This is a genomic window from Myroides sp. C1519, assembly GCF_038039755.1.
Classification (GTDB): Bacteria; Bacteroidota; Bacteroidia; order Flavobacteriales; family Flavobacteriaceae; genus Flavobacterium; species Flavobacterium phaeum_A.
In genome coordinates, this window is the sequence record NZ_JBBPHM010000006.1 from 21,104 (window position 1) to 38,664 (window position 17,561).

The following is a 17,561-nucleotide window of genomic DNA, read 5'->3' on the forward strand; positions in this document are numbered from 1 at the left end:
AGGGCTTTTTTTATATCACTTGTCTTAACAATAAATCACTATAAGACACATCAATCAAATCTTCCTTTCGCAACTGCAATAAATTAAAAAACTCATCGCATTGCATACGCAACTCCTCTAAAGTTAAATCCACTCCACTGTTACAAGCTTCAACTTCTACAAAGCATCCTAAGCCTTCTACTCTATCCAAATGAATACTTACATTATCCTTTACATACTTCCGACGGACCTTAGCCACCTTAACTTTAATACCAAATTGCAACGCTAAAATAGCACCCAAAGCAGGATTACTCTCGTGCTTGTAATACAACACATCCGATTGTTTTACACCAGCCGTATTCTCTCTATTATAATAGATCAACGAACTATAAGAGTCATACTCACGTAATTTCACACGCCCTTTCGGAACATTATAATACGTATCTACCTGTTTCACATCTCCCTCACAGTAAATAGGCAAACTATCCAATTTACACTTAACTGCCTCATAATTATTTACACGAGCCTTAAACTCCACATTAATTAGCTCCATATAACTTAAATTAAAGCCACAAGATACCAAAATGAAAGTAATAAAAACAAAAAAGCCTTACTAATTAAAGTAAGGCTTTTCTATATATTAAGTAAGATAAATCAGATTTGACAAACGTTTATTATTTTACTTGATTAACGATAGCTGCGAAAGCTTCAGGGTGATTCATAGCTAAATCTGCAAGAACTTTACGGTTCAATTCGATGTTGCTAGCTTTTAATTTACCCATAAAAACAGAATAGCTCATTCCGTGTAATCTTGCACCAGCGTTGATACGCATAATCCATAAAGAACGGAAGTTTCTTTTCTTTTGTTTTCTATCACGGTAAGCATATACCATTGCTTTTTCTACCGCGTTTTTAGCTACTGTCCAAACGTTTTTACGTCTTCCAAAGAATCCTTTGGCTTGCTTCAAAATTCTTTTTCTTCTTGCTCTTGAAGCTACTGAGTTTACTGATCTTGCCATTTCTAAAAATGTATTTTTTGTAGTGGGCGGTTATGTTTCAAACACTTCTAAAATTTCTTTTGCCCCACTCCAGGGTTATTAAATTGATTTAACCGGAAAAACTAAGATTAGATTAATCTTAATTGATCTTTGATACTGTGTGTATCAGCTTTAGACACTAATCCAGAGTGAGTTAAAGCTAATTTACGCTTTTTAGATTTTTTAGTCAAAATGTGACTTTTAAAAGCGTGTTTTCTTTTGATTTTACCAGAGCCAGTTAGTTTAAAACGTTTCTTAGCACTAGATTTAGTTTTCATTTTAGGCATTATTTCCTAGGTATTAATGATTATCTTACTTAAGTATCTTTCAAATCCTACGTAAATAGGAGTATTATTTTTTCTTTTTAGGTGCGATGAACATAGTCATACGCTTACCTTCTAAGACAGGCATACTTTCAACTTTACCAAATTCCTCTAAATCTTGCGCAAGTCTAAGTAATAAAATCTGTCCTTGATCTTTATAAATGATCGAACGTCCTTTAAAGAAAACGAATGCTTTTAACTTAGAACCTTCCTTAAGGAATTTCTCAGCATTTTTCTTTTTGAATTCGTAATCGTGCTCATCTGTTTGAGGACCGAAACGGATCTCTTTTACTGTGATTTGCGTCGATTTAGCCTTTAGCATTTTTTCACGCTTCTTCTGTTCGTAAAGGAATTTTTTGTAATCGATCACTTTACAAACAGGTGGTTCTGCGTTTGGCGAAATTTCTACCAAATCCAATTCTTGCTCTTCTGCAAAGCGCATTGCTTCTGCGAGCTTATAAATACCTGTTTCGACGTTGTCTCCTACAAGACGAACTTCAGGAACGCGGATGGCATTGTTAATTCTATGCGCATCTTTCTTTTCTTCGCGAGGATTTCTTCCTCTGTTTTGTCTTACTGCTATGGCTATAAAATTTTTGGTGCTTGTTCATCAAGCGTTATACAATTTTTATTCTCCAAATTGTTTCATAGAACCTTTTACTTCCTCTTGTACAAGATTGATAAATTCTTCTATTTTCATTGTTTGATTAGATTTACCAGAGTCTCCGTGTTTTCTAACAGAAATCGTTCCGTTTTTCTCTTCATCCTCTCCTACAATTAACATGTAAGGGAATTTTTGTACTTCAGCTTCTCTAATCTTTTTACCGATTGTTTCATTTCGGTTATCTACCAGCGCGCGAATTTCGCTATTTTCCAGCAAATCTAAAACTTTTTTCGCATATTTTTCATACTTCTCACTCAAAGACAGTATAATAGCTTGCTCTGGCATTAACCAAAGTGGGAAATTACCACCTGTATGCTCTAATAAAATCGCTATAAAACGTTCCATAGACCCGAAAGGAGCTCTGTGAATCATAACCGGACGGTGTAATTCATTATCAGAACCTTTATAATTCAAATCAAAACGTTCAGGTAAGTTATAGTCAACTTGGATAGTTCCTAATTGCCAGCTTCTACCTAAAGCATCTTTTACCATAAAGTCTAATTTAGGACCGTAGAAAGCAGCTTCTCCTGTTTCTACAACATAATTAAGACCTTTATCTTTCGCAGCGTTGATAATTGCTTGTTCAGCTTTCTCCCAATTTTCAACAGAACCGATATATTTCTCAGGGTTGCTTAAATCTCTAACTGATACTTGTGCTGTAAAGTTTTCGAATCCTAAAGAACCAAAAACATACAATACCAAGTCAATTACTTTTTTAAACTCTTCGTCTAATTGTTCCGGCATACAGAAAATGTGTGCATCATCTTGAGTAAACCCACGAACACGAGTTAATCCGTGTAACTCACCCGATTGCTCATAACGGTAAACAGTACCGAACTCAGCAAAACGTTTTGGTAAGTCTTTATAAGACCATGGTTTAGAATTATAAATCTCACAGTGGTGAGGACAGTTCATTGGTTTTAACAAGAACTCTTCTCCTTCCACAGGAGTGTGGATTGGTTGGAAACTATCTGCTCCATACTTAGCGTAGTGACCAGAAGTTACATACAACTCTTTTTGTCCGATATGCGGTGTAACCACTTGCTCATATCCTGCTTTTTTCTGTGCTTTTCTCAAGAAGTACTCTAAACGGTCTCTCAAAGCAGCTCCTTTAGGTAACCATAACGGCAACCCTTGACCTACTCTTTGTGAAAAAGTAAACAATTCTAATTCTTTACCTAATTTTCTATGATCACGTTTTTTAGCCTCTTCAAGCATTTCTAAATACTCAGTAAGGTCTTTTTGTTTAGGGAAAGAAATACCATAAACACGAGTTAACTGTTTATTTTTCTCATCCCCTCTCCAGTAAGCCCCTGCAATAGAAAGCACTTTGAAAGCTTTGATAATTCCTGTATTAGGAATATGTCCACCACGACATAAGTCAGTAAAATTGTCGTGATCACAGAAAGTAATAGTACCATCTTCTAAGTTCTCAATCAATTCTACTTTATATGGGTTGTTATCTTTTTTATAGTATTCCAATGCTTCTGCTTTCGTAGAAGATCTCATTGTAAATTCGTGTTTACCACGAGCTATTTCGATAACTTTTGCTTCAATATTCTTAAAATCAGCATCTGATACTTTGTGATCCATAAAATCAACATCGTAATAGAAACCATTAGCAATTGCAGGTCCTATTGTCAATTTGATTCCAGGGAATAACTCCAATAAAGCTTGCGCCATTACGTGAGAAGTTGAGTGCCAGAAAGCCTTTTTTCCTTCATCATCATTCCATGAGTATAAAACTAAACTACCATCGGTCGTCAATGGGGTCGTGGTTTCGATGGTGGTACCATTGAAGCTTGCAGAAATGATATTTCTTGCTAATCCTTCACTTATACTTTTTGCAACATCGAAAGGAGTAATACCCGAGGCAAACTCTTTCACTGAACCGTCTGGTAATGTAATTTTTATCATAATATGTTTAAAAAATAAAGTGCAAATATACTGTTTTTCCTATAGAATAACAAGATTAAACACATTAGCATTCCCTTTTTTTGATTTTTTACACAGCATTTAATTTGATATTCTTAACATTCCTCCCTTTTCAGTGGGATCATTGCCTTTTTTAGACAACTAAATTATCTGCTATGGCTTATAATATCAGCACTTGTACAATAAAACTCACATAGTCTAATTGAAGTTTTCAGCACCCTATCAAACAGTTAGTTACAGCAAGTAAATACAAGATTAAAAAAAACTATATCGTTTTTCTTCTATTTATTCATAGCTACTATGCTACTCTAAAAAGCCTTAACTGCTTCCTAAATAAGATACGAAATTTTTACCAGATAAGCAACCTAACAATATGCTTGCTAATCTTTATTTACAACACTTCAATTATTCTTTCTCCCTTCCTCGTACTACTTTCTCAGTTTAAAATAAAGACTATTTTCAACTCTAAAAGAAAAAAACTCTCTTTTTGCAAGTTCTTCTTTAATGAGAACTTAGCTTAATTACGACCCTCCTTGTAAAGCTAAGTCCACTCTCCCCTATTTTTTCAAAAAAAGTTCACATCACAACACAATTATAATCAAGCAATTGAAAAAAGACAACAAAAAAATATTTAAAAACATTTGCAAACCCTACTAAATGCACTATATTTGCACTCGCATTACAGAACAAAACGTTCGACTGGAGAAATGGCAGAGTGGTCGAATGCGGCAGTCTTGAAAACTGTTGACTGTAACAGGTCCGGGGGTTCGAATCCCTCTTTCTCCGCAATAAACACTGGTAATTAATCAGTTAAAAGATAAACACCCAATTTTACACCCAAAAATGTAAAGTTGGGTTTTTTATTTAGGTTATAAAAAATCTAATGGACTTGGTGTCGATTTCTTATCTACATCTGTAATATGAGTGTAAATCATGGTTGTTCTAATATCACTATGCCCTAATAATTCTTGTACAACCCGAATGTCAATTCCGCTTTTTATTAAATGTGTGGCGTATGAATGACGCAAAGTATGCACACTGCCTTTTGTTGCAATATTGGCTTTTTTCATTGACTTTTTCAAAACTAACTGAACACTTCTTTCGCTGTATTGCTCATCATTAGTTCCTTCAAATAAAAATATTTTGGGTTTATATTCAATATAATATTCTCGCAACAAACTTAATAACTTATCAGGTAAAGATACTAACCTATCTTTATTCCCTTTGCTTTGTTGTATTAATAGTAAATTACTGTCGGATTTTACATCGGTTAGTTTAAGATTTATTAACTCACTTAAGCGTAATCCACAACTGTAAATAGTGGTAAGAATTGCTTTATGCTTTAAATTTTCTGTAGCATTTAATATTTTTCTCACTTCTTCTTGAGAAAAGAAAGTAGGCAGTTGGGTTGATTTTCGTTTAGGATATAAATAATTTAACTCTATCGATTGATTATTGACCAACTCATAAATCTTCTTAATTGCCCCAACTAAAGAGCGTTGATAAGATGCACTAATATTGTCTTGAAATACTTTTTCATTAATAAAACCCTCTATTTCAGCAATAGGTATTTCGTTGAGCGTACGATATTTATTCATATACTCTAAGAATATTTGTGCATAACCACAATACGATTTTATGGTATTATTGGCATAGCGTTGCACTTGCAATCGGTCGTGTAAGGTTTTTAATATTGTTTCGCTATCCATACTTAAATAAATCTAATTTAACCTATTTTGTTTCGCTATCCACAAAAAATAACTTACTAAGTATCTAATTTACAAAAAAGTAATTATATTAGCAACAGATTTTACGAAATGCGCATATAGGTGTTATTTTACGAAACTACACCGTGTTTTATTTCGTGAAATAACAATGTTATGTGCCATTTTTGAATGACAATGCGAATAGATACAGACAAACAAATGAATTTACTTAGTGATAAGAACGTTGCAATAATTGGTGGTGGACCCGTTGGACTGACTATGGCAAAATTATTACAGCAAAACGGCATAGACGTTTCAGTTTACGAAAGAGACAACGACCGAGAGGCAAGAATTTTTGGTGGAACCCTTGACCTACACAAAGGTTCAGGTCAGGAAGCAATGAAAAAAGCGGGATTGTTACAAACTTATTATGACTTAGCCTTACCAATGGGTGTAAATATTGCTGATGAAAAAGGCAATATTTTATCCACAAAAAATGTAAAGCCCGAAAATCGATTTGACAATCCTGAAATAAACAGAAATGACTTAAGGGCTATCTTGTTGAATAGTTTAGAAAACGACACGGTTATTTGGGATAGAAAACTTGTTATGCTTGAACCTGGTAAGAAGAAGTGGACACTAACTTTTGAGAATAAACCGAGTGAAACAGCAGATTTGGTTATTCTTGCCAATGGCGGGATGTCCAAGGTAAGAAAATTTGTTACCGACACGGAAGTTGAAGAAACAGGTACTTTCAATATACAAGCCGATATTCATCAACCAGAGATAAACTGTCCTGGATTTTTTCAGCTATGCAATGGAAACCGGCTAATGGCATCTCACCAAGGTAATTTATTATTTGCTAACCCCAATAATAATGGTGCATTGCATTTTGGAATAAGTTTTAAAACACCTGATGAATGGAAAAACCAAACGCAGGTAGATTTTCAAAACAGAAATAGTGTCGTTGATTTTCTTCTGAAAGAATTTTCCGATTGGGACGAACGCTACAAAGAATTGATTCATACGACGTTGTCATTTGTAGGATTGGCTACACGGATATTTCCTTTAGAAAAGCCTTGGAAAAGCAAGCGCCCATTACCCATAACAATGATTGGGGATGCCGCACATTTGATGCCGCCTTTTGCAGGGCAGGGAGTAAATAGTGGGTTGGTGGATGCCTTGATATTGTCTGATAATCTAGCCGATGGAAAATTTAATAGCATTGAAGAGGCTGTTAAAAATTATGAACAGCAAATGTTTATCTATGGCAAAGAAGCACAAGAAGAATCAACTCAAAACGAAATTGAAATGTTTAAACCCGACTTTACGTTTCAGCAATTGTTAAATGTATAAAATGGAATAAAACGGCACATAACAAACAAATTGGCAATAGAGCCGGTGAAGTACTTCTATTGAACTTTTGTGCAATGTTGAAGATTAGTAATTCTATTCAACATTTGTGCTAAAAGTCGGCTCCATCGCCAATTTGCCAAACGTTAGCTGTAACCTTTTCAAAAATGACATTTAGAATAAAATACAAATTACTATTTATGGGACTTTTTAGTTTATTGTCAAATTTTGGTTTCTCACAAGACACCAAAATTTCTGAACAATTAGAAAAAATAGGATATTTTAATTTAATTGATGATGACAACAAAAAAGCATTTTTAAAACAGAAAATAGACTTTGATTATAATGATGATTCAAATCAATATATAGGAAAAGGATGGGTTACTTTTCCAAATGATTATTACATTTCGGATGTTTATAAGCAAGAAGAATATAAAAATAGTTCTTCAACTTCTGATTTTAGAGCATTTGAAGTTTGGGCAAGTAGTTTGTTTAGAGGCGAATTTGTTGACTACTTAAAATCAGCAAAAGTAGTTTTTGAGAAAAACAATTTAAAATTAGATTGGAAAGATGAAATATTTGATGAGAATAGTAAGGAAAAAATACATCATAGAATTACAGTAAATGACGTTGAGTATGTTATTTTTTCTGGACAAGTTACCAGAGATAATATTGGTCAAGTGATGTACACATATCTTAACTCTTTTAGAAATATCTTAAATAAATCTATAGAGCAACAAAACAAGGATTATAAGGTAATTCTAATTACTCAACCTGAGCATGTTATGTTTGTTGTGTTGAGCAATGACATGTTGAAAAAATTCAAAGAAATAATCTCTAAATCAAAAAATAAAATTGAAGAATAATAAGGCTACAGCTAATAACTAAGCTTTCGTCTTGCCCGGAGGGCACGAGATGAAAGCCCGTTGAACGGAACCGTAGGAAGCTTAATACGTATTATGGAGTTTTCGAAGTATGACTTTAAGATATACCAGCAGTAATTTTAGGATTACTGCTTTTTTTATGGTTAAAGTTGTGCTGTTTCAATTGTTTTTTGGTGTTTTTTGGAACAATTAAACACAAGTTCCCTAACCCGTAAAACCTAATTCACAGAAGCAATTGTGTTTTCGATAAGATATGCTTTTGGCGGACCTCTTTGCCCAAAAACATGTAACGTAACCAAATTACCAACTTTGCAACAATAACATTTTCGATGTTGTGTTTTAGGTTCAACTATCGGTCGAATGATATTTAAATCTTCTTGTAATTGTTGCAATTTACCCCGTTTCCAACTGCTACTTAAAATACCGTAATGCCTAATTCGAACAAAGCGTTTAGGCAGAATATGTAAACTAAAGCGGCGGGCAAATTCTTCGTTTTTTAATGTTAATTGCTTGGTTTTACTGTGGTCTTTATAATCTTTGTAATGAATGGTAACCTCTTGATGAGTTACGTTTTTAATCCGATGGTTGCTAATAGCCACCTTGTGCGTATATCTCCCTAAATATTCAATGACTTGTTTGGGACCACCAAAAGGGCGCTTGGCATAAACCACCCAATCCTTTTCAAACAAACTTTGCAAGACTTGAGCATCTGCCAATTTTTCTTTGCGCAACAAGGCTACATATTTGGCACGAAAAACCTTACTCAAGGCTTTTACTGCAAACAAGTATTTATCGGTTTTTATCTTTCGTTTCCACTTACCATTTGCATCAATTCCTCCACCTGGAACAATACAATGTAGATGCGGATGCAAACTCAAATTTTGTCCCCAAGTATGTAAAACAGCAATCATACCCAATTGCAAACCGTCGGTTTTACCAAATTGAGAAAGCGTTGCCCAAACCGAATCAAACAAGATTTTATAAATCAATTGTGGTTGATGAATCGCCAAACCATTAAGCGAATCTGGAATAGTAAAAACCACATGATAATACGAACAGGGCAATAAATCATGTTCGCGCGCCTGAATCCATTCTTCTCGTTTATGACCTTGGCATTTCGGGCAATGCCTGTTGCGACAACTGTTGTAACTGATGTTGATGTTTCCACAGGTATCACACGCATCTACATGTCCGCCCAAAGCAGCAGTTCGGCATAAAGTCAGTGCTCGGAGTGTTTTCTCCTGATGAACCGTGAAGTTTTGATGGGATAAATCAACTTTTCTCAGCACATCAGCTACTTCCCATTGCGGCTGCATAGCGCAAAAACGGTATCAATTGGACTGTATATTTTTTGGTTTTCGAGCTGACAAACATGTAAATATTCCATCGTAGTTTCGATGCGTTCATGCCCCATCAATTTCTGAACTTGCAGAATATTTACACCATCTTCCAATAAATGGGTCGCATAGCTGTGGCGCAGCGTGTGTGTATGCACATCTTTTAAAATGCCTGCTTTTTTACAAACCGATTGAATCGCCCATTGAACCCCGCGTTGGCTGTATCGAGAATCAAATCCTTTGGTATCTTTGGTATTACCCGTAAATAAAAATGTGGTGGGATGTTCGACTGAAATATATTTTTTAATCCCTCGAATGATATGATCAGAAAGCGGAACATAACGATCCTTCTTCCCTTTACTTTGAACGATATGAAGGAGTTTCCGATCAAAATCTAAATGCTTTAATTCGATGTTTCTCACTTCCATACAACGAAGTCCACAACTGTAAATCAAACCAATTAAAATGCGATGTTTAAGTAAATCGGCATGTTGAAGCAATTTCCAAATCTCATCTCGACTAAGAATTACGGGAAGTTTTTTTTCTTTAGGAATGGAAGGTAAATGAAGATAATCGTACGGAAGATTTTCGGTTTTTAATAGAAACCTTAGTCCGTAAACCGTGTGTTTAAAATACGATTGAGAAGGAGAATTCGACCGTTGTTGTAGTTCAAAAAGATAGTCTTTAACTTGTTCGGGATCTAATTCGGTAGGTAAACAGCCAAAATGAAGTGCCATTGCAGCCACATGGCGGGAATAATTATCAAAAGTGCGTTTACTTCTACCTAAAATGGAAATATTTCGTTCGAAACGTTGCAGAAGTTCAGAGAAACCATTAATTTCACTACAAGCGCGATTCAAATATTTGTTCGCTCTTAATTCCTCCGGAGATTTTTTTTAGTTACCATAATTTTGAATTTTTAATACCCTAAATATATGGTTTCTAGTAGAAAAGCTACCGAAGGTTTAGTTCAACAACGGCTATGCGCCAGGCGGGAAAACGTTCTTCGGTTGATAGATTACGGATGCGAGAAATGAGCGTTTTCAAAAGAACAATTCCGGGTAAAAGCCCCGCCCGGCGCATAGCCGCGGAACGTTAGTAAATCTTTTAAAATATTGTGAACCTATTCCAACAAAGTTATTCCATAAAATTTTGAGCCTTCAAAGCTCTAAAAATTTTACGGAAATAACTTTGATAAACACTTTTCAATTATTGCTTTTGACTCCACTCTTTGAAAGATTTAGCTGTCCTTGGATTTTTGATAAAAAACTGATTTACATTTTCTAATTGATTTATTAATTGCCCCTTTTCTTTTTCTAAACGCTCATACTCCGATTTCTCAATAGTATTCTTAGATGCTATGAACATTGAAAAGCCCGTTATTAAAAAAAGAACGACATTCATTCCTATCAAGTATAATAGTCTTTTAGAGCTAACTGCTTTATAAACTTTTAAAAGCTCTTCATTGTTTTTTGATATCTCTCGATAAAACTCTTCAAAGCCGTTCTGTAAACGTTGTCGTTGTTCTTTTTCTATCTGTCGGAGTTCAGCAACATTTACAGTTACTTTGATATTACTCAATTCTTTGATTGTATCTAAATGTTTTTTTTCACTTTGCTTTATCGTTTGTTCTAAATGTATGACTTGCTGAAGTAATATTTCAGTCATCTCCGTGAGTTTAGGTTGATTCTTTGCCATTGTTTATCTTTTTAATGTTCTTCGTTTGCGTTTTTTCTGTTCATCGTCTTCATCGTTACCGCCAAACTGTAAAGCAGATAACAAACTAAATAACACTGATGTATCTGTTTTCCAATTTTGCATTTGTGGTTCAGATGATTCTTGATTAGTTAATAGTTTGTGTACTTCATCCTTAGGCTCCGTACTTGTTGTATTTTTAAATAAGTCATTCAACTTCATATTTCGGTCAATTTCACTTGCTTTTAAGTTTGTTCCTGTTGGTAAATGAATAAAGCGATACCCTTGAATATTTCCCTGATTATTAATCGTAGGTTTAAGCTCAATCTCTTTTTCCAACATTAAGTAAGTGTACTGTTGTAAATCTTTCGGCTTCTGTCTTAAAACTTCCCTGTGAGCTGTTTTAATAGCATTTTTAGCTATTAAGTTTGTGTTGTTGGCTCTTTGCTTCTTGTTCTCATTTTCTTGTCTTATAGAAGTCCATCCGTATTTAAGAGCTATTTCGTGAGCTATTCTTTGAGCTTCAAACCCAATGTAATTATCTTTTAATGCCTTTCCGTTTTCATCTATGCGATTGGCGATGATGTGAATATGCTTGTGCTCTTTTTCTGTATGAACAAAAGCAATGTATTGAGCTTTGGTGGGATCGATTTGTAAACCAAGTAAAAATTCAACTGCCAATGCCCTTAAATCTCTATCAATCATCTTTTTACTATCTGCAATTGTTGGAGATATAACAGCTGATATGGTGTTGTTTTTACATCTGCTATTTTGATTTTGTAATATCTGCATGGTTTGAAACATATCTTTCGGAGTATCCCCCGAAAGATTGTTTCTCAATAGTTCATATCCTTTATTCGGATTGATTACATAGTTAAACAGAGCTGTACCTCCAACACAAGACTTTGCCATACCTATCATTTTAATTTTTTTAAATGTTCTCGAATTAGTCTTGCTGTTTCAATGGTATTTTCTTTAACTCCTGTAACATCGCCTATCTTAAAAAGATTGCCTATTCTTCTAAAATTATCTGCGTATTTATTTAGTAGCTTGTAAACTTCTACTTCGTCAGGAGTTAATTTATAGGCTAAAGAATAGTTGAGTGCGGTGTTTCGAATGTACTCCGAAACGCTACAACCTACTTTTTCTGCTTTGTTTTTTATGATTAGAGCTTCTGTAAGAGTAACTCTAAATTCTATCTTCTTTGTTTTTTTCATCGTCTTACCCATTTTGCGACCTTCGGGAGAAAAACGAGTGGTCTTTGGCTGTCAAATTTCCAATTTGTAAGGACAAAGACACATCTCGATAATTCTTACGTCAAATCATTGCGGTTAATAGTTAGTAAATAATCATTCAAATCTTTGTGATTCTCGTACAGTTTTCGTCCATCAACAACGTTTGTATAGGTCTGAGCTACTTTTTGAAAGGCACTTTCTCCAGCTTTATCATTGTCGAAACAACAAATAATACTTTCATACTTTAATTCTTTGTACAAAGTATTATTGATACTTTTATCCATTTGTACATTGATACATTTATACAATTCCCCATTTGTACATTTGTACAAATAATTATTTGGTGTTTTAATTATTGTATTATTCAACATTGATACGGAATTAAGAATCAAATAATCATATTGCTTTTCTGCATTTGGATAAAGGGTTAAAAAGCTGATGTAATCACTCCAAGATTCAAACAAGACAATATGTTTACTTTTGTTATCAAAGTAGGTTACTGCCTTTTTTCCAAGACACATTTTTATATACACGTTTCTTAGTTCGAAACCATTTATGGTGGTATTGGGAAAACCAACAGCGTAATATGATTTGTTGTTTAGAGTATAGTGTACTTCCTTACAATAAGTTTGAGCCATTTTAAGGCTAAGATTACGCTCAGTGATATATTGTATCAAGTTTGGATGTGTTAATGGCTTAATCGCTTGAATTGTATATGTTGGTTCTTGAATAATGTTAGAACTCACAATAATTGGCTGATGAAAAGAAAAAGAATCGTTTTTGAGCAATTCTAAAGCTGATTTAATATCGCAATTATTGTACTTCATCACAAAATCAAGTGTTGTTCCACCAAAACCAGCAGAATGGTCATAAAACACGTTTTTATCAATATTCACTTTAAATGATGCTGTTTTTTCAGTTCTAAATGGACTGAGATACCACCAATCAACTCTCATTATTTTGGTTGGGGTATGACCTAACTTTTTAAGTAAGTCTGTTAGGCTAATTTGTTTAGCTGATTCACAATTCATACGTTTTGAAATAGTCGGGTTAAAAATCTGTTTTTTTTGATGCAATGATGCAGAAAGGTGTTAATCAATTGTATTTCAATAAAATACTCTGCATCACTCTTGCATCACTGCATCAAACTCATTTTGTTTCTTGCATCACTCTTGCATCAAACTTGATGTGTTTTTAGTTTGATGCAGACTTTGATGCAGTGTAACTTATTAATAAACAACAGTTTAATCTATTCTTGCATCATTGCATCAAATATTTTATAGAATAAATCTTTTTTAATGATGTAGTAACGTCCTCTACGTTCTATTTTAACAAATTCTCCATGAGATAAAAGCTCTATTCCTTGATAAGATTTTGTGTTATTTTGTGGTTCGAAATCCCATTTCTTTAAAATCTTTCTTATTTCACTAGCAGATATAATTAGTTTTGGGTTTGTCTTGCGTAATAACAAGAGTAAATCATTGGGAGCTACGCAAATTTCATCCTCGTCAACCTTTTCGAAGCACAGGTTTAAAAGTTCTAAAACTGAAATCTCTATTTTGTTTTTACTAATTAGCTTTAAAAGAGAAGCTGTAAGTATCTGTTTAGGTGTAAACCACATTCGGGTTTGTTGCGTGGTGTAATAAGGTCGTAGAAGTAAGTATTTGATAAAATAAGGAACTTCACTTGTTAGCTTCTTGATAAAGTGAACGTCTTCTGATTCAATAGGTTTAATCTTTCGAATCCAAAAACGTATTTCTTCTTCGTCTATTTGAATGAAATCATCCTCATTGTTAGAGCAAAGAATAAACTTGGCGAAAAACTCTATTTCCTGTCTGTCTTTTCCCTTTGCTTCAACTTTGTCTTTGTCAGTAGTAGAAAGGTACTTTAAACGCTCTGTAATCTCTTTCTTATCAAAGAATACTTCGTCTATGGCAACTAATAACATACTTGCCCAATCAGCGTTAAATTGAGAACCAAAAGAATCTCCTTTGATATAAGTCATATTGAGTCCAAAGATATTTTTAAGCCATTTAATAAAAGAGCTTTTTCCTGTTGCACGTTCTTTACTAACAAGGCACAATATTGGTAAGGTTTGCGTTGGCTTCTCATACAATAGCTTTAGATAGTCTAAACCATATTCGTATTGTTCACTTCCGAATATGTGCTTTACAAAGTGTAGTGAGTTTGGAATCAATTGTTCTAATTCATTTAAGTTAAAATCTTCTTCTATTGGTTTCATATTTAATTCATTATAGGTATTAAAAAAGTTTTCTACGATTGGTTGATAGTTAAGATGGTCTGGAATACAACAAAAGCCATCTAATTTTAAGACGTTCTCTAAGTAGGACTTTCCGTGATCTGATACAATCGTTTCACGAGTCCAACGCACCATTACTTTAACTTTATCACCTGATATCAAAGGTTTTTCGATGATTTTAAAGTAAGCAGTTCCTACTCGGATATAGGGTATATCTAAGCTCATATTTACTTGTGTTTTAATAATCCTTATCTTTATACGATAAGAGTTGAGTTATACTTTAATTGGATATTAAGGGACGATTTGCACAAGTTGTCCCTTTTATTTTTTAGCGAATAGTTCTAATGCCAAGTCAGCATCGACTATAATTTTTCTACCTCTTTGGATAATCGCTTTTTTGATATGACCTTCTTTCTTGATTTTATTAGCAGTGGTAATACTGCACCCAAGTAGGTCTGCTATACCACGTATTCCGTAAACATAACGCTTTGTAGATTGTTGCGTTTCTTGCGAAGTATTGAGTTCTTTAAAATCCTTTATAGATACTGTTTGTAATAACTGTAATAGTTCTTCTCCTGTCATTTGCCAAACTGGCTTTTCTTTTAATTCGCTTATATACATAGTTTTAGTTTTTAAATTATACGATTTTGTGATGTTCGAACAATTCAAAACTATCTGTAAATTTCTGTGGAAATGTGTGGAATTTGATAAAAAAACAAAACGCATATAATTAATAATGAATTAGTTATATGCGTTTGGTTATTTGTTTTTGAGGAAATCAAAAATAAAAGACTTTAAAAACTCTTTAATGAACTTAAAAGGATTAAAACAATAATTAAATTTCTTCTGAAGGTTTATAAAAGCGTTTCGAAATTGTCAATGCAGACTTTAGTTTTAATTTCAACACAATGAAGTCAATCACTTTATCTCTAACATCTTTTTCTATATCCTTCATCATTTCATATAGTGGTGGTTGAGCAAATTTTGTTATGTATTTAAACGTTGAATCAAATCGAGCTTTAGGCTCTCTTAAATTAAATATTAAATAAAAATCTTCAAATGCTAAATCATCTTCCTTAAAACATTTTAATTCTAAAGCAGAGTTATAAAGTTTAAGTACATCTTTGATCTCAAATAAATCAGATTCTAAACGAAGTCTATCTTCAGGGTAATACACATAAATATCTTCTTTAACTATTAAAAGGTAATCTCGTATTTTGTGATAATAGTTTTGAATTAGATGCACATTATCCTGTGTATAGGTATCTCTTTCTGCTAAAACCCTATAAAGTTCTTTCTCCCAATACTTTTTATCTTCATCAAATTCACATTGTGATACCCAGATAGGTTTTTCTTTTTCCTGTATTTCTTTTAAATCCTGTCGCGCAATTAAGATTTTGTTCTCAAACATTTTAGGAAGTAGTACTTTATCATATAAATGAATAAAATCAAAATGAGTTATTAACTCGTCTTTATCATCAATAAGCTTATTAATAACTTCAATCTGCTTTAGTATATTCAGAAATACTTTTTTAGATAAACTCTCTGCTTGTCCTGTTATTAAAAGAGCATCAATATCAAGTTTTGTTAAATCGCTAAATGCTTTAGCATAACTCTCCTGTCGAATACATTGATATGTGTTCTGTTGTAAGGAATCAGTATCTAATAAATTTGATAGTTCTTTTAGTATTTTTAAATACTCATTTAAGTGTTTCAAAAGAGGATTATCTAAACTCATATCATATCAAATTTAGTCATTGCATTCGCTTTAATCGTATCAGCTACATCAATATAAGGTTTCATTGATTTGTAGTCTGAATGTCCTGTCCATTTCATTACAACCTGTACAGGTATCCCCAATGATAAAGCGGTACAGATAAATGTTCTTCGCCCTACGTGAGTGCTTAAATGTTCGTATTTGGGTTTTACTTCATCTATTCTTTCATTGCCTACATAGTAGGTTTCTCTAATCGGTTCGTTAATCTCTGCTAACTCTCCAAGTTCTTTTATGTAGTCATTCATCTTTTGATTAGAAATAACAGGTAGAGCCTTTCCTTTTTCAAAAGGTACATCTTTGTACTTCTTTAATATTGCTCTGCTGTGTTTGTTTAATTCTACTCTTAAAGGGTCATTTGTCTTTTTAGTAACAAACTCAATAGCATCATTTTTAATATCGTGTCTTGTTAGGCTAAAAGCATCTGAATAGCGAAGTCCTGTGTAACAACAGAAAAGCAATACATCACGTACACGTTCTAAGTATGACTTAGTGCCTAAATCCGTTGATTTAATCTGTTCGATTTCCTCTTGGGTTAAGAAGATTATCTTTTTAGAGGTTTCTTTTAGCTTTGGTTTAAAGTCTTCAAAATTATAGGCAATTGTATAATTGTTGTTTTTACACCACTTCAAAAACCACTTTACAAAACTAATCTGCTTTTCGATGGTACTATTACGCATCTGCTTTTCAATACGTAGAAATGAAACGTAGTCTAATAAGGTCTTTTCATTAATATCAGTAAACTGAAAGTTGCTTTTGAAAGAAAAAAGATGTGAACGAACAGTATTAAACTTGGTGTAAGTAGCAGTTGTCCAATCGTTGCGTTTTCCGCTGTTCTTTACAAACTCGTCAAAAGCCGTAAACAGGTTCTTTTCTGTCGCTGATATGGTTTGTTTATCCGAGTAGCGTTTTATTTCATCTTTTAAGAGTTCAAAAGAAGGTACTTCGTTTTTCAATTCATACTCTTTAAAGATTCTATCTATTGTAGTAGATAGCTCCTGTATTGCTGTATTGATTTCGGAAGAGCTTTGTTTTAGCTTATTGGTACACCCATTGCGTACCTTTTCTTTTGCTTCATCCCATTTAGAAGCATCAATGCGGTAGCCTGTAAAGAGTTCTACACGACCACCATTATATACCACTCTTGCACGAATTGGAACGTTCTCTGTGATTAATACACCGTCCTTTTTTCTCTTTTCAATAGCAATAGTTATCTTTCTTTTTATAGTCATAGTTATTTGTAATAGCACCCAAATATACACCCAATTTTAATACTATCATATACTATTTTATGGTATTTAACCGACTTAATAAAAACATAACTATCAATAAATCAAAATAATAGTGTTTTACGGTATTCTATTTGTATATAGGTTATA

18 protein-coding genes and 1 tRNA gene are annotated in these 17,561 nt (G+C 33.4%); 3 read left to right on the forward strand and 16 right to left on the reverse strand.

What is annotated here, in order from left to right:
- Positions 1 to 10: 10 nt before the first annotated feature.
- The 5 genes from AABL81_RS05075 to thrS form a co-directional block, all read right to left on the reverse strand.
- Complete coding sequence (locus AABL81_RS05075) at positions 11 to 532, reverse strand: class IV adenylate cyclase (protein WP_341340487.1); 522 nt, start codon at positions 530 to 532, stop codon at positions 11 to 13.
- 121 nt (positions 533 to 653) lie between these two features.
- A complete protein-coding gene (rplT, locus tag AABL81_RS05080; protein WP_090409692.1) occupies positions 654 to 998 on the reverse strand; it encodes a 50S ribosomal protein L20 in 345 nt (114 codons plus the stop codon).
- 107 nt (positions 999 to 1,105) lie between these two features.
- On the reverse strand, positions 1,106 to 1,303 hold the full coding sequence (rpmI, locus tag AABL81_RS05085) for a 50S ribosomal protein L35 (RefSeq protein WP_090409694.1): 198 nt from the start codon (positions 1,301 to 1,303) through the stop codon (positions 1,106 to 1,108).
- A 64-nt stretch (positions 1,304 to 1,367) separates the two neighbouring features.
- Entirely contained in the window at positions 1,368 to 1,922 is a 555-nt protein-coding gene (gene infC, locus AABL81_RS05090) for a translation initiation factor IF-3 (RefSeq protein WP_090409696.1), read from the reverse strand.
- Positions 1,923 to 1,967: 45 nt separating this feature from the next.
- A complete protein-coding gene (thrS, locus tag AABL81_RS05095; protein WP_090409698.1) occupies positions 1,968 to 3,920 on the reverse strand; it encodes a threonine--tRNA ligase in 1,953 nt (650 codons plus the stop codon).
- Positions 3,921 to 4,639: 719 nt separating this feature from the next.
- Here thrS and AABL81_RS05100 point away from each other — a divergent pair.
- Positions 4,640 to 4,724 (forward strand) — tRNA-Ser (locus AABL81_RS05100).
- 83 nt (positions 4,725 to 4,807) lie between these two features.
- Here the strand turns inward: AABL81_RS05100 and AABL81_RS05105 are convergent.
- Positions 4,808 to 5,647 (reverse strand): tyrosine-type recombinase/integrase, encoded by an 840-nt coding sequence (locus AABL81_RS05105; RefSeq protein ID WP_253114210.1) that lies wholly within the window; start codon positions 5,645 to 5,647, stop codon positions 4,808 to 4,810.
- Positions 5,648 to 5,833: 186 nt separating this feature from the next.
- Here AABL81_RS05105 and AABL81_RS05110 point away from each other — a divergent pair, with 186 nt between their 5' ends.
- Both AABL81_RS05110 and AABL81_RS05115 read left to right on the forward strand, forming a co-directional pair.
- Positions 5,834 to 7,000, forward strand: coding sequence for a tetracycline-inactivating monooxygenase Tet(X2) (locus AABL81_RS05110; RefSeq protein ID WP_008651082.1), 1,167 nt, complete (start codon positions 5,834 to 5,836; stop codon positions 6,998 to 7,000).
- A gap of 164 nt (positions 7,001 to 7,164) precedes the next feature.
- Positions 7,165 to 7,863, forward strand: a complete 699-nt coding sequence (locus tag AABL81_RS05115; RefSeq protein ID WP_341340488.1) for a hypothetical protein — start codon at positions 7,165 to 7,167, stop codon at positions 7,861 to 7,863.
- 236 nt (positions 7,864 to 8,099) lie between these two features.
- On the opposite strand, the gene AABL81_RS05120 is transcribed toward AABL81_RS05115, so the two are convergent.
- The 10 genes from AABL81_RS05120 to AABL81_RS05165 form a co-directional block, all read right to left on the reverse strand.
- Positions 8,100 to 9,197, reverse strand: coding sequence for an IS91 family transposase (locus tag AABL81_RS05120; protein ID WP_313138677.1), 1,098 nt, complete (start codon positions 9,195 to 9,197; stop codon positions 8,100 to 8,102).
- Entirely contained in the window at positions 9,176 to 10,078 is a 903-nt protein-coding gene (locus AABL81_RS05125; RefSeq protein WP_341340489.1) for a tyrosine-type recombinase/integrase, read from the reverse strand. The genes AABL81_RS05120 and AABL81_RS05125 overlap by 22 nt, the downstream gene beginning before the upstream one ends.
- A gap of 349 nt (positions 10,079 to 10,427) precedes the next feature.
- Positions 10,428 to 10,916, reverse strand: a complete 489-nt coding sequence (locus AABL81_RS05130; RefSeq protein ID WP_253114194.1) for a hypothetical protein — start codon at positions 10,914 to 10,916, stop codon at positions 10,428 to 10,430.
- Between the two features lie 3 nt (positions 10,917 to 10,919).
- Positions 10,920 to 11,825, reverse strand: a complete 906-nt coding sequence (locus tag AABL81_RS05135; RefSeq protein WP_445929824.1) for a relaxase/mobilization nuclease domain-containing protein — start codon at positions 11,823 to 11,825, stop codon at positions 10,920 to 10,922.
- Positions 11,826 to 11,830: 5 nt separating this feature from the next.
- Positions 11,831 to 12,130, reverse strand: a complete 300-nt coding sequence (locus tag AABL81_RS05140) for a plasmid mobilization protein (RefSeq protein ID WP_313138679.1) — start codon at positions 12,128 to 12,130, stop codon at positions 11,831 to 11,833.
- Positions 12,131 to 12,225: 95 nt separating this feature from the next.
- Positions 12,226 to 13,179 carry a toprim domain-containing protein gene (locus AABL81_RS05145; RefSeq protein WP_036496816.1) on the reverse strand — a complete coding sequence of 318 codons (954 nt, stop codon included), beginning with the start codon at positions 13,177 to 13,179 and terminating at the stop codon, positions 12,226 to 12,228.
- Positions 13,180 to 13,397: 218 nt separating this feature from the next.
- Positions 13,398 to 14,633 carry a primase-helicase family protein gene (locus tag AABL81_RS05150; protein WP_313138680.1) on the reverse strand — a complete coding sequence of 412 codons (1,236 nt, stop codon included), beginning with the start codon at positions 14,631 to 14,633 and terminating at the stop codon, positions 13,398 to 13,400.
- 96 nt (positions 14,634 to 14,729) lie between these two features.
- Complete coding sequence (locus AABL81_RS05155; RefSeq protein ID WP_006260872.1) at positions 14,730 to 15,029, reverse strand: DUF3853 family protein; 300 nt, start codon at positions 15,027 to 15,029, stop codon at positions 14,730 to 14,732.
- 214 nt (positions 15,030 to 15,243) lie between these two features.
- A complete protein-coding gene (locus AABL81_RS05160) occupies positions 15,244 to 16,146 on the reverse strand; it encodes a hypothetical protein (protein ID WP_286397900.1) in 903 nt (300 codons plus the stop codon).
- Positions 16,143 to 17,414, reverse strand: coding sequence for a site-specific integrase (locus tag AABL81_RS05165; protein ID WP_313138681.1), 1,272 nt, complete (start codon positions 17,412 to 17,414; stop codon positions 16,143 to 16,145). The genes AABL81_RS05160 and AABL81_RS05165 overlap by 4 nt, the downstream gene beginning before the upstream one ends.
- Between the last annotated feature and the right edge of the window lie 147 nt (positions 17,415 to 17,561).